This is a genomic window from Cryobacterium sp. TMN-39-2, assembly GCF_004402745.1.
Classification (GTDB): Bacteria; Actinomycetota; Actinomycetes; order Actinomycetales; family Microbacteriaceae; genus Cryobacterium; species Cryobacterium zongtaii.
In genome coordinates, this window is the sequence record NZ_SOFX01000046.1 from 37,764 (window position 1) to 50,894 (window position 13,131).

The window sequence follows — 13,131 nt, forward strand, 5'->3', positions numbered from 1 at the left end:
GGTGCCCCCCTAGGGCTGATGAACTCTGGTGGATCTGTGGAACAGTGACACGACTTCGTTCACAGCTGGGACAAGCTGGCGGGCGGATTCGGCGTAGACCTCATCGCTGCGGCGGTAAGGGTCTACGACGTCGTCATCGTCGGGTGATTCGGGCGGATTCACGGCCCCGCGCTGTGACGCCGCGAAACCCACCAGTGTGGAGAACCGACCGACAACGTCATGCAACGGAAGCGCCGCGGCCTCTTCGAGGTCTTCGTCGGTGACTCCATTGACGAGTCTCGCGAATTCACGAATGGTGAACGTGTACCGAATGGCGCGCGGGTAGAGTTCCACGATCGCGCGCCGATGTTCCCTCGACATGGCGAAGACCAGATCAGCCTCGCTGAGATGCTCCGCTGTGAGGACTCGTGCAACGTGCAGCGACGGGTCGCCGCCGAAGTGCCGGGACAGGTCGGCGGCTTCGTAGGGCATCGCCTGGCCGGTTAAGCCGATCGTGCCGGCGCTCCCGAGCGCAACCTCGGGCCACCGTACTAGACCTACCCGGAGCAATTGCTCGGCGAGAGGCGACCGACAGATGTTTCCGGAGCATACCGTGAGGATAGTGAAGCTAGCCACTACGCAGTCCTCCGTCGCGTCTTGCCGAAGCTGCGACGGCCAGGCACGTCGCGCACCTCCACGGATTTCTCTTCTTCGAGGGCCGTGCCATAGCTGTACTGGCCGTACCCATAGGAATCGGGGCCCTTGGTGGGGAGCATCGTGATGACCATGCCCACCAGTCGACTACCGGCCCGTTCGAGGGCCTTCAGCGCACTCGACAGTTCGTTGCGCTTGGTGCGCCCTGAAGCTACAACCATGATTGCGCCACCGCAAAGCTTGCTGAGTACAGCCGCATCCGTGACCAGAAGCAAGGGCGGGGCGTCAATGAGCACAACGTCAAACTCTTCAGTGAGCACCGCTAGCAAATTGGCCATGGCAGCGGAACCAAGCAACTCGCTCGGGTTCGGGGGCACACGCCCGCTGGGCAATACGAACAACTTGTTCTTGCCCCATTTTTGCATGACGTCGGCGAGTTCGGCCCGGCCGATCAGTACGTCGGTGAGGCCGACCCCACCCTCGATGCCCATGTACTCAGCCACGCGAGGCAGCCGAAGGTCGCCGTCGACGAGAACAACGCGGGCCCCGGTCTCGGCCAGGGCGATGGCGAGGTTGGCAGTGGTGGTGCTCTTGCCCTCGCCCGGGATGGAGCTCGTGACAACGAAGCTGCGAGGGCCGCCCTCGATGTTGACGAACTGGAGGTTGGTGCGCAGGCTGCGGAAGGACTCTGCACGCGGGTTTTTTGGATCGGAGTGGACGACGAGCGGTCGGAGTCGCGCGTCAGGGTCGTTCGTGATGCCACCGAGCATTGGCGCATCTGTTACAAGATCGATGTCGTGCAAGGAATGGATGCGAGTGTCGAGAACGCTGCGAAGCACGGCGAACCCGATACCCAATGCAAGACCGACTAGTAGACCAAGCACAATATTCAGCGGTACGTTCGGACTTGCCGGGGAGCCTGGGACGAGTGCGGGCTGGATGGTTTCGATCTTCACCGGGCTCACGGCCTCGCCGTCGGGTTTCTCAAGCTGATCGACCACGATCTGGCTGAAGTTCTGACCCACAGCGTTTGCGATCTTGGCAGCGAGTACCGGATCGTCGTTGGTGACGGAGACGTCGATCAGCACCGTGTTCAACGGCGAAGATGCAGCAACCATTCCGGCAAGCTGCGCGGCGCTGATGTCGAGGTCAAGGTCGGTGATGACTTCGTCCAGAACGATGGCACTGTTCACGACGTCGACATATGAGGTCACGGCCTGACGGGCGAAACTGGTTCCAGCAACAAGCTCGCCACTTCCCGCGTCCCCGGAGGACTTGACGGACACGTAGAGCTGAGTGCTAGCGACGTAAGTGGGAGTCGTAGCAATCGCAGCGCCGGCTGCGGCCGCCACGCCGACCAGAGTCAGAGCCAGAATCAGGATCCAACTCTTGTGGAAAATCCTCAGGTAGTCCTTTAGTTCCACGCGCGTTCCTTCGGTAAGTGCCTAGTCGAGAGGAACCGCTCGTTTGCATTATCCCCAGGGCCATCTTTGCACATCGCTCAACGGTGGCTTGTCTCAGCAGGGAGGAATCAGGCACAGGGAATCACCGGCGTAGACAGAAATTCCCGATCAAGTGCCTAGTTCTGGGGGTGAATCGCACTACTCAGGGGCGCGCAGGGTGCCGTCGGGGCTGACGGTGAGGATGCAGGGGGCGCCGGACTCGATCACGACGGTGGCAACATCCGCTCGGCGGGCCGGCAGCACGCGTACGGTGACGCGGCCGTGTTCGATGGTGTCGAGCACGTCGGCGACGGTGCGGGCGAGGGTCTCGAGCTGCTCGGGCGGGGTGTCGGCGCTGTCGTCGAGCACGGTGACCTCCACGCCGCGCTGCCGGGCCGCCTGGACGGCGTGGATGACCGGGGGCACGAACAGGCAGCGGCCGCGGATGGCGTCGCGGAGGCTGGCCTCGACGAGCAGGCACTGGGCGCGCTCCTCGGCCGTGAGGGCGTGTGGCTCGGCCAGCCGCAGCAGGGTGGGCCGGGCGAGGGCGTTGACCCGGCGCAGCTGGGCCTTGCGCTCGCGGATGGCCGCCACGGTAGTGGCGTCCTGCCGGGCGCGGGCCAGGTCGTCTTGGGTGAGCACCCGCAGGTCGCGTTCGGACCGGCCGAGCCCGACGACGAAGAGGCTGCCGGCGAGCAGGGTGCCGGCGTGCCGGCTGACCAGGTCCACCCCGACCATGGCCGACTGGCCGGTCTCGACCGCCCAGCCCACCGTGAGGAGGGCCAGCACCGCGTAGCCCATCCAGGCCGACCGGATCTGGCCGCGCGCGGCGAGCACCACCAGGATCAGGGTGATCGCGCCGAGGTGCCAGTGCGCGAACGGGGCCTCGTCGTGGGCGGGCAGGTAGCCGAACATCAGAATGGCGCCGACGCCGCTGAGGGTGAGGGCCACGGCCACCTGCGTGCGGGGGAAGGGGCGGTTCATGGGGCGCATCAGGGTGATGGCGGAGAGCACGATCGCGAGGTAGGCACCGAGCATCAGGGCCAGCGGCCGGCCGGGGACGATGTTGATGACGGCGAGCAGGCCGTGCACGAAGACGAAGAGGGCCAGGATGAGGCGGGCCATGGGGGTGGTGAGGTCGAGGGAGCGGGAGAGGAAGGTGGGGGTCTCGACAGGCTCGACCGACGGATGGGGCTCGACCGATGGGGTCTCGACAGGCTCGACCGACGGGGGTGGCATTGGTCGGATTGGCGTGCGATTCGCAGGCTCGCGGTCGGGGGCCCAGGCCACGACTACGTCGGTGCCGCGGCCGGGGGTGGAGCGCACGTGGGCGGCGCCGTCGGGCAACCGGGTCATGCGACCCAGGATGGACTCGGCGATGCCCAGCCGCTCCGGCGGAACCAGGGCCGGGTCGAAACCGACGCCGTCGTCGCTGACGGTGACCTGGAAGCCGTCGGTGGTGGAGAGCATCGTGACACGGCGGTGCACCGGTCGGGCGGGGTCCTGCCCCGCGGCCGAGTTGACCGAGTTGCGCAGGGCCTCGCCGACCGCGCCGAGGATGGCCGTCACCGCTGCCGACGGCACGGTGCGTTCGATGCCCGCCTCCTGGCCGGCGCGGGCCGGGTTGTCGACGCGCACCACGGCATCCGGAGCGATCTGCTGCGCTAGCGTGCCGATGCGGCGCGCGGCGTCGGAGACCAGCAGCACCGGCTGCGGCGGCGGGGAGCGCAGCGCATCGAGCTGGGTGAGGGTCTTGGACGCGTGGCCGGACACCACGGACGGCGGGGTGCGGCCCAGGCCCGCCATCAGCAGGGTGGAGATGACGCTGTCGTGCACCAGCGCGTCGATGCTCAGCCGCTCCTGCCGGCGGGCCACCCGCGCCGCCCGGTGCGCCTCGGCCTGCCGGGTGAGCAGGGTGGCCTCGTCGACGCGGGCCGAGGCGCGCCGGGCGGCCAGGGTGAACGCGACGAACACGCTGACCAGCAGCAGCGAGTAGAGGCCGTCGGCCAGGCCGATGAGGGCCGGGTTGGCCTCGGCGGAAGTGGTGAAACGCACAAAGCCGCTGAGCGTGGAGGTGAGCACCGTGAACGCCCACACCAGACGCGGCTGGGCGAAGACGGCCACGGCCACGCACGGCACCCCGGTGAAGGTGATCACCCAGGGGATGTCGGCGCCGGCGGGCAGGGGTGTGCCGCGAACGATGAGCCAGAAGCCGAGGATCCCGACGAAGCTGAGCGCCTCGGCCGCGACAATGCCCCGCCGGATGCGCGCCGACCCCCACCGGGCGCTCAGGCCCAGGGCGATCGGCAGGCCGAACGAGGCGGCCCAGGCGGCCGCAGCCAACGCGGAGTTCGGCCAGGCCTGCGCCAGGAACGACGGCAGTGAGAGCAGTCCGAAGATGCCGGCCGCGGCCGCCACGGCGATGCAGAGCAGCCGGGTGAGGTTGGCGGTGGCCGTGTGGGCCGGGCGCTCGGCGACCATGGGAATCGGGACGGTCGAGTCGGTGGCCTGCAGCGTGCCGGGGCTGCCCGTGCTGCCCGTCAGCGCGGTCATGAGCGGCCGGGCACCGGCAGGATGCCGTCCTCCAGCGCACGCTTGTACAGGTCGATTTTGGTGTTCGCCGGCCGGCCGACCCGCTCGTACTTCGACCGCACCCGGCGGATGTAGTCGACCACGGTGAGCTCGGACAGTCCGGTGTGCGAGGCCACCAGCGGGGCCTTGGCGCCGGCGGCGTAGAGCGAGAGCACCTCCCGCTCGCGGGGGCTCAGGCCGGCATCGGAGAGGTCGGGGTCGCCATCCAGCGCTGCCGCCCACTCGGTGGAGGCGATGGTGTCGCCGGCCGCTGCCCGGGTGACGGCGTCGAGCAAGACGTCGGTGGGTTCGGATTTGCGCACCACGCCGAGCACGCCGCTGCGGGCGGCGGCGCGCATGAGACCCGCGTCGTCACCGCCGGTGAACGCGAGCACGGCCGCGCCGGTGGCCCGTAGCCGGTCGACGTTGCCGGTGACGGTGGAGCCGTCGGAGAGGCGCAGGTCGAGGATCACCAGGTCGACCGGGGTCTCCCCTACCTCGGCCAGCAGCTCGGCGACCGTGGCGACGGTGGCCACCACCTCGATGTCGGGCAGGGTGGCGAACAGGCCGGCGAACCCGCGTGCCACGATCTCGTGGTCGTCGATCAGCGCAACGCGGAACCTGTGCATATCTGCCTCTTCTGCCGTGCGGAATCGAGTGCCCTGATAAATGACGGCTTTTGCCGCCGCGGATGCTTCCCTAGGGTGATGATGGGGAACTTGCCGGGGGGCAAGCTGGGGCGCTCTCGGTGGCCGGACTCGCTTCGTGCGAATCCACGCCGATTGAGCGCCCTCGCTCCGCCGGCTCCCGGCGTCGGTTGTTGAGCACGCCGTGGCTTTCCTCGAGGTAGCAGGAGCCGCAGAGCGACTCGTAGGTGACCTCGACGCCGTCGATGGCCACCTGGTCGCCGTCGAAGACGAACGCGCCGTCGACCTTGCGCCCGTTGAAGACGGCCTTTCGACCGCACCGGCAGATGGTCTTGAGTTCTTCGAGGCTGTGCGACACCTCGAGCAGCCGGCGGCTGCCGGGGAAGGCCACGGTCTGGAAGTCGGTGCGGATGCCGTAGGCGAGCACCGGGATGTTCTCGAGGATCGCGATGCGCAGCAGGTCGTCGACTTGGGTTTCGGTGAGGAACTGTGCCTCGTCGACGAGCAGGGCGCTGACGTCGAGCCCGGTGGTGGCCTCGGTCTCGTGCCGGTGCTGCTGGAACAGGGCGTAGGCATCCGTCTCGGGGGTCAGCAGAAAGTCGACGCCGCGGGTGACGCCCAGGCGGGAGAGGATGCCGCGGTCGCCCTTGGTGTCGACCGACGGCTTGGCCAGCAGCACCCGGTGGCCGCGCTCCTCATAGTTGTAGGCGGCCTGGAGCATCGAGGTGCTCTTGCCGCTGTTCATCGCCCCGTATCGGAAATACAGTTTCGCCATTACCGCCGGTACCGCCCTCTTATACGTCTTGTACGTCTTGTACGTCTAGTTTCTTGAGGTTCAGCGTACTTGGCGGGGCGGTTGCTTGGCGCGCACCCCGGCGGGGGTAGCCGGGGTGGCCAGGGCCTCCCGGGGCGGCCCGACCTGGTGCGGGTCGCGGGCGCCGTCGAACTCGATGGTGAGCGAGGGGCGCCGCACGGTGACCCGCACGTTGGCGAAGACCACCCGGATGACACCGAGGTAGGGGCGCAGCAGCGCGCGCACCTTGCGGGGCGGCAGGTCGAGGGCGGCCTGGATGGTGATGGTGTCGACCGGGACGGATGTCGGCGGTGCCGTTTTGATGAGGGTGGGCCGGGGGGCGGTGAGGGTGGCCGGGGCGGGCCGGGGCGGCGTGGGGGTGCTCGAGCCGGTGATCTGCACGACGAGGCTGTGCGGGTCGAAGCCGGGCGCGGCGCAGAGGGCCCCGATCAGGGCGGCGGTGGCGGCACGCTGTTCGGCGCGGAACGCCGTGGCCCGGTGCTCGGGGTCGGCCACGACGAGCAGGCCCGGCGTGCCGCGCTCGGCCAGGGCGGCACGTTCCCGGGTGGCCACGGAGTCCAGCCAGGTTCGGTCGATCTCGGCGACCAGGGTGCGGCGTACCTCGGCGGCGAGCTGGCCGGCCTGCGCCACGTCCAGGGCGGTGACGGTGCCACGCTCGAGAAGCTCGGCGAGGAACGGGATGACGCCGGACTTCAGGGCGGAGACCTGCTGCTCCACCACGGCCCGGGCCATCTGGCCGCGGGCTTCTTCGGTGCGGGCGACGATGGCCCGGCGGGCATCCGTCTGCCAGGCCAGGATCGAGCGCACGATGCGGCGCGAGTACGCGGCGCCGGCGGCGGTGGGCGCGAGGATCTGGGTAACCGAGACGATCGCGTACACGGCGACGGGGACATGCACTTCATAGGAGCCGGCTTGCGGGAGCGTGATTAGGATGGCGACGATGCTGGCGACGGCGCCGGAGAGGGCGATCTCCCGCCACGGCCGGTAGGGGGCCAGCGCCAGGAGGAGGAAGCCGATGCAGACCGGGCCGAAGTCGTCTTGGACGAGCAGGTTGTCGCCCCACCGGCTGAGCTGCTCGCAGACGTACCCGAGCAGGGCGAAGCCGGCCATGATCAGGTGGATCCGGCGGCCGAACGGCGACCGCGCCGGTTGGGTGCCGATCACCAGGGTGGCCGCTGCGGCGGCCATGGCCAGCACGGCGAGGGTGGCCATCAGGGGGTTTCGGATCTGGTCCTGTTGCAGGACCGTGGCGATCACCGAGTAGCAGAGCACGATCGAGGCGATCGCGGGCGACAGCGGCCAGGCGGCGAGGGTGCCCAGCGGGTCGAGGCGCTGCTGGGTGGCGCGGTGGGCGGTCACGGGGTGGCCTTGTCGGTGGGGGTGGTGGCTGGGGCGGTCTCGGTGGTCGAGGCGGGGGCTGTTTCGGCGGCGGCCGCAGCCGCGGCGGGGGCGGTTTCGGCAGCGACTTCGGCGGCCGCGGCGATGGTGCTCGGCACGATGGGCGGGGCGGGCAGGGTGAGTAACACCGAGGTGCCGGCGCCGGGACGGGACCAGATCACCACGGAGCCGCCGAGCCGTTCGATGCGTTTGCGTACCGACTGGCGCAGCCCGAGCCTGTCGTTGCCGGTCTCGGACTCCATGAAGCCGCGGCCGGCGTCGAGCACCATCACCGAAACGTTCTGACCGTCGGCGTCGATGACCACTTCGGCGGTGACGATGCCGGCGTGCAGAAGCACGTTGACCAGGCATTGCTGAACCGCCAGGCCCAGTTCCTTGTCGCTCTGCGGGTCCAGGCGCGCCAGGGCCTCTTTGTCGCCGGTGATGTCGACGACGAGGCCACGGTCGCGCATGCGGTCGATGGCGCGGAACACGGCGCTGGACAGCCATCCGTCGTTGCCCGCCGCGGCGGCGGTGCGCTCGTCGACGTGGGTGAGCCAGTCGCGCTCGGCGAGGGTCTGCAGGGTTTCGCGGACGCCGGCCTCGAGGCCGCGGCTGAGCGGGCCGGGTTTGGCGCGGGCCACCGACACCAGCTGGTTAAGGGTGGTGTCGTGCATGAGGGCGATGGCGCGCACGTCGAAGTCGTGGCGCAGGATGCGGGACTCGTCGTCTTGCACGGCGCGGTGGATGGCGGGCTGGGCGGCGCGTCCGGTGCGGCGGGCGAGGCCGTCGAGCAGCATCACGCCGACCAGGAACAGGTAGGTGACGACGGTGAACACGTCGGGGCGGTCGGGTACGGGGGTCTGCGAGATGGCGAGGGTGGCGGCGGCCTCGGCGAGGAGGAAGCCCAGGGTGCTCCACAGCACGCCGACGAGCGCGCCGGTGCCGGCGCCGCCGACCATGATCAGGGCCATCTTGGGCAGCGAGATCAGGAACATGTCCGAGGACGGGAAGACGCCGGGCATGCCCAGCACTGCGCTGGTGAACAGGTAGGTGCACAGGGCGCCGACCAGCAGGTAGGCGATGGTCAGCGGCACCGTGCGCCAGCGGGCGAGGATCGCCAGCAGGGCGCCCATGCCGAGGATCGCGGCGACGGTGATCTGCAGCCGGTCGGTGACCGGGAACACGCTCAGCGCCAGGACCGAGAACAGGGCGCCGGCCAGGCAGACCAGGCCGAACCAGTGCGACGCCCGGGCCAGGGCACGGCTGAGCGTGGCCTTGACCAGGTGGTCGGGTAACCCAAGTGACATTGCGCCCTCTCCGCGTCTGATTATCTCAGGTGTGCGGGGGTTGGCGGGCAGCCGGTTCGACGGTGGTGTGCGCTCGGTGAGGGTCAAAACAGGGTGGGTGAGAATTCGGGCGGGAGTTCGGCGGCGATGAGGGACGACGGCGGAGAGTTGGGGTTGCTGTTGATCGAGCCCGTAGAGATCCCGTGAGCTAGCTCGCGAACGCATCCGCTCGCTCATTGAGCCTGTTCGTGGTCCTGATTGGAGGGTTTATTAGGATAAAGGTCGAAAAATAGGACCCTGTGTCCGATCCCGTCCTTGTAATCGCATTTTTTCCTTATACCGATGCGCGGTTGCGGACAGTGGCGGGTCAGCTAGACAGAAATGCGGCGTGCGCTACTCAGGCGCACTGCAGGGCCCGCGCTCGCGAGTTTCGGTCGCGGGGTTACGACAAGCTCGGCCTACAGAATGGTGGGCATGCGCTGGGGCTCCGGAAACAACAAGAACCCCGCCCGTGGGCGAGGTCCTTGAGGGACAAAGCGGGTCAGTCGTTCAGGTGCAGGATGGCGTAGTCGGCTTCTTCGACGGTGAACTTCGCGCCGTACTCGCTGATCAGCTGATCGTGGATAGCCGCGGGTGACATGGCCATCTCGTCCTGATAGAGCTTCGCGCTGGCCAGAGCATTCGCCGACCAGTCAGCGTCTACGTTGTCGACCGCGTACTGAGCCGACTCGGGCGAAAACTGTCCGCCGTACTCGGACGTGAGCTGATCGTAGATTCCAGCTTTGCTCATATCCATCATGCTCGCGTAAGTTGCGGCTGAAATCAGCGCGGATCCGTACTCGGCCGGCACGTCTGCAGCCTCAGGTTCGGAGTCTGCGGCTACTTCGGTCGGCTCTGCTTCGGCGGGCTCGAGTTCTGTCGATTCGACCGGCTCGGCTGTGGCCGACTCGGTGAGTTCTGTCGTCGACGTGTCGTCTGAGGCGAGGTTCACAAGCGCCACGGCTCCGAACGTCACGGCGATCGAGGCTACGATAGCGACGCCACCGAGAATAACGCCGGTGAGAGCCATCGCTTTGGGCTGCTTTTTGCGCATGGCCAGGATGCCGAGCACGACGGCCACGACTCCGACAATTGCCCCGAAGACGGGGATGAGCCCGAAGAGGAATGCTCCGATGCCGACGAGCAACGCGGCGAGGGCGAGGCCCTTCGCCGATGTCAGTGGCGGTTGCGGCGGCAGCGTCGCCGTCCCGTACGGGTAGGTAGGTGCGGCTGGCGGCTGTGAGGCATTAGGTCGGGGCTCATTCGAGCCGTCCCCCAACGGTGTCGGTGTGGTCATGCCCTGAGTATGGCAGCGATCGCAGACGTCCCGATTGGGGGCCACGACCGGCGAGCAGGGTGAAACTAGCCGATGAGACCAAAAATCGCTGTCGTACCGAGATGCGGGGTCGGCGGCAACCCAGAATCAGGTGGAGCATGCCGGAGCACCCACAGCTTGACGTTCAGAACAGCGTCGGTGTCAGGTCCAGGGGCAGCTCGGCGGCGATCAGGGAGGGCGGGACGGCCGGGCTGCCGGGCGAGGCGGTGCGGGCGCCGGCGGGCGAGGCGGTCAGCGCCTTGGAGAGGATGCCGCCCGTCGCCGGGTCCTCCCGGCGGCGCTGCAGGCCGTGCGCACGGATCAGCGGCTGGATGCGCTCGGCGAGCCACTGACGGTACTCCTTAGGCGCGTAGGTCCCGCGTTTGTAAAGCTCGCGATACTGGGGCATCAGCTCGGGATGATCCTGCTCGAGCCACTGGAAGTACCACTCCTTGACCCCGGGCTTGAGGTAGAGGGCGCTGTAGAGCACCCCGGTGGCGCCGGCGGCCTTGGCCTGGCGCATGGCCTCGTCGAGGTGCGCCTTGGTGTCGGTGAGGAACGGCAGGATCGGCATCAGGAACACCGAGCAGTCCATGCCCTTGTCGCGGATCGCGCTGACCGTGGCCAGGCGCGCCTTGGTGCTCGGGGTACCCGGCTCAACGGCCTGCTGCAGGGCGTCGTCGTAGATGGCGATGGACATGGCGAGATCCACCGGCACCTGTTGGCTGGCCTCGTGGAGCAGGTCGAGGTCCCGGCGCAACAGGGTGCCCTTGGTGAGGATCGAGAACGGGGTGCCGGAGTCGGCGAGCGCGGCGATGATGCCGGGCATCAGCCGGTAGCGGCCCTCGGCCCGCTGGTACGGGTCGGTGTTGGTGCCCAGCGCCACCGGATGCTTGCCCCAGGTGGGTTTGGCGAGTTCTTTACTGAGCACTTCGGCCACGTTGACCTTCACGATGATCTCGTTGTCGAAGTCCTTGCCCGCGTCAAGGTCGAGGTAGTTGTGGGTGGGGCGGGCGAAGCAATAGGTACACGCATGAGAGCAGCCGCGGTACGGGTTGATGGTCCAGCCGAAGGGCATCGCACTCTGGCCGGGCACCCGGTTGAGGGCGGACTTGGCGAGCACCTCGTGGAAGGTGATCCCGTCGAACTCGGGGGTGCGGACGCTGCGCACCAGGTTGTTCAGCCGGGCCAGGCCGGGCAGCGCGCCGGCCTGCTCGGTCGTTAGTTCCTGTCCACTCCAGCGCATACATCCAGTCGAACACATGTTCGAGTGGGATGCAAGGTGGGTGTCATGCGGGGTGGCTCACCCGGCGGGGCGCTGCATCCGCCGGTCTTGACGTTATGCGGGGTAGGCGCCGTTATGCGGGTGGCACGCCACCCGCACAGCGGCGCCTGACCCGCATAGCTCGCGGTCGGGCAGCGGATGCGGGGCGCAGGCGCAGCGCAGGCTGGCCGGCCGCGCCTACGCGGTGAGGTGCAGGGTCTTGGCGGTGGCGGCCAGGGAGGCGGCGGCCGCAGCGGGGTCGTCGGAGAGTTTGGTGCCCAGGCTCGGGACCATCTCGCGCAGCTGCGGCTCCCAGCGGGAGTACTCGCCCGGGAAGCAGCGCTTGAGCAGGTCGACCATGATCGGCGCGGCGGTGGAGGCTCCGGGCGAGGCGCCGAGGAGCCCGGCGATGCTGCCGTCGGCGGAGGTGATGACCTCGGTGCCGAACTGCAGGATGCCGCCGGCCTTGGCGTCCTTCTTCATGACCTGCACCCGCTGGCCGGCGGTGATCAGTTCCCAGTCCTCGGCCTTGGCCGTGGGCATGAACTCGCGCAGTGCGTTGAGCTTGGCCGTGCGGGAGGCAAAGACCTCGCCGACCAGGTACTTCATCAGGCCGAAGTTGTTCTTGGCCACGGCGAGCATCGGCACGAGGTTGTGCGCGCGCACGGAGAAAGGCAGGTCGAACCAGGTGCTGGTCTTGAGGAACTTGGGGCTGAATCCGGCGAACGGGCCGAAGAGCAGCGAGGTCTCGCCATCCACTACCCGGGTGTCGAGGTGCGGCACCGACATCGGCGGCGCGCCCACGGCGGCCTTGCCGTAGACCTTGGCCTGGTGCTGTTTGACGATGGCGGGATTGTTGGTGCGCAGGAACTGGCCGCTGATCGGGAAGCCGCCGAAGCCCTTGATTTCGGGGATGCCGCTCTTCTGCAGCAGCGCGAGGGCGCCGCCGCCGGCACCGACGAAGACAAAACGGGCCTCGACGGTGTTCGTGTAACGACCCACCAGGCTGAGCAGTTTGAGCTTCCAGGAGCCATCGTCCTGCTGCTTGAGCGCGGTGACCTGCTGGTTGAGGTGCACGTCGGTGCCGCGCTTCTTGAGCGAGGCGAACAGGTAGCGGGTGAGGGCGCCGAAGTCCACGTCGGTGCCGGACTCGATGCGGGTCGCCGCGATCTTCTGCTTGGCGGCGCGCTTCTTGGTCAGCAGCGGGGTCCACTTTTCGATGACGGCGGGGTCTTCGCTGTATTCCATCCCGGCGAACAGCGGCTCATCGGCGAGCACGGCCATGCGCTTGCGCAGGTAGTCCACGTTGGCGGTGCCGTGCACGAAGGTCATGTGCGGGGTGGAGTTGATGAACTTCTCCGGCTCGGGCAGCACCCCGGTCTCCACCAGGTGCGACCAGAGCTGGCGGCTGATCTGGAACTGCTCGTTGATGGCGACGGCCTTCTCGGCCGTGACGGTGCCGTCGGCAGCCTGGGGCATGTAGTTGAGTTCGCAGAGCGCGGCGTGGCCGGTCCCGGCGTTGTTCCACGGGTTGGAGCTCTCCTGCGCGAGCTCACCGAGGCGCTCGTAGACCTGGATGTTCCAGTCCGGCTGCAGTTCGGCGAGCAGGGTGGCCAGGGTGGCGCTCATGATTCCCCCGCCAATCAGGGCGACATCGACCTTTTCTGAATTCACGCTCTAACTCTAACCCGCCGCGCGGGCCGCTCCGCCGGGGCGCAGCAGCCCCCGGCTGCGAACGCC

The 13,131-nt window shown here is 68.2% G+C and carries 10 protein-coding genes; all 10 read right to left on the reverse strand.

Going from position 1 to position 13,131, the window contains the following annotated elements; genetic code table 11:
- Positions 1–9: 9 nt before the first annotated feature.
- The 10 genes from E3O57_RS17685 to E3O57_RS17730 all read right to left on the reverse strand — a co-directional run bounded on the left by E3O57_RS17685 (position 10) and on the right by E3O57_RS17730 (position 13,065).
- Positions 10–615 carry a low molecular weight phosphatase family protein gene (locus E3O57_RS17685; protein WP_165787872.1) on the reverse strand — a complete coding sequence of 202 codons (606 nt, stop codon included), beginning with the start codon at positions 613–615 and terminating at the stop codon, positions 10–12.
- A complete protein-coding gene (locus tag E3O57_RS17690; RefSeq protein WP_103462054.1) occupies positions 615–2,057 on the reverse strand; it encodes a polysaccharide biosynthesis tyrosine autokinase in 1,443 nt (480 codons plus the stop codon). The genes E3O57_RS17685 and E3O57_RS17690 overlap by 1 nt, the downstream gene beginning before the upstream one ends.
- Positions 2,058–2,234: 177 nt before the next feature.
- Positions 2,235–4,628 carry an ATP-binding protein gene (locus tag E3O57_RS17695; RefSeq protein ID WP_103478804.1) on the reverse strand — a complete coding sequence of 798 codons (2,394 nt, stop codon included), beginning with the start codon at positions 4,626–4,628 and terminating at the stop codon, positions 2,235–2,237.
- Positions 4,625–5,275, reverse strand: coding sequence for a response regulator transcription factor (locus E3O57_RS17700; RefSeq protein ID WP_103431518.1), 651 nt, complete (start codon positions 5,273–5,275; stop codon positions 4,625–4,627). The genes E3O57_RS17695 and E3O57_RS17700 overlap by 4 nt, the downstream gene beginning before the upstream one ends.
- Positions 5,276–5,345: 70 nt before the next feature.
- Positions 5,346–6,068, reverse strand: coding sequence for a thymidine kinase (locus E3O57_RS17705; protein WP_088455154.1), 723 nt, complete (start codon positions 6,066–6,068; stop codon positions 5,346–5,348).
- 60 nt (positions 6,069–6,128) lie between these two features.
- Positions 6,129–7,466, reverse strand: a complete 1,338-nt coding sequence (locus E3O57_RS17710) for a hypothetical protein (RefSeq protein ID WP_103462052.1) — start codon at positions 7,464–7,466, stop codon at positions 6,129–6,131.
- The gene (locus E3O57_RS18835) at positions 7,463–8,794 is read right to left on the reverse strand and encodes a sensor histidine kinase (protein WP_165787871.1); all 1,332 of its coding nucleotides are present in this window, start codon (positions 8,792–8,794) and stop codon (positions 7,463–7,465) included. Before E3O57_RS18835 ends, E3O57_RS17710 begins: the two co-directional genes overlap by 4 nt.
- 520 nt (positions 8,795–9,314) lie before the next feature.
- Complete coding sequence (locus E3O57_RS17720) at positions 9,315–10,109, reverse strand: Ltp family lipoprotein (protein WP_241990488.1); 795 nt, start codon at positions 10,107–10,109, stop codon at positions 9,315–9,317.
- A 163-nt stretch (positions 10,110–10,272) separates the two neighbouring features.
- The gene (locus tag E3O57_RS17725) at positions 10,273–11,373 is read right to left on the reverse strand and encodes an Rv2578c family radical SAM protein (protein WP_103462051.1); all 1,101 of its coding nucleotides are present in this window, start codon (positions 11,371–11,373) and stop codon (positions 10,273–10,275) included.
- Positions 11,374–11,589: 216 nt separating this feature from the next.
- Positions 11,590–13,065 carry a malate:quinone oxidoreductase gene (locus E3O57_RS17730; RefSeq protein ID WP_103462050.1) on the reverse strand — a complete coding sequence of 492 codons (1,476 nt, stop codon included), beginning with the start codon at positions 13,063–13,065 and terminating at the stop codon, positions 11,590–11,592.
- Positions 13,066–13,131: the final 66 nt, after the last annotated feature.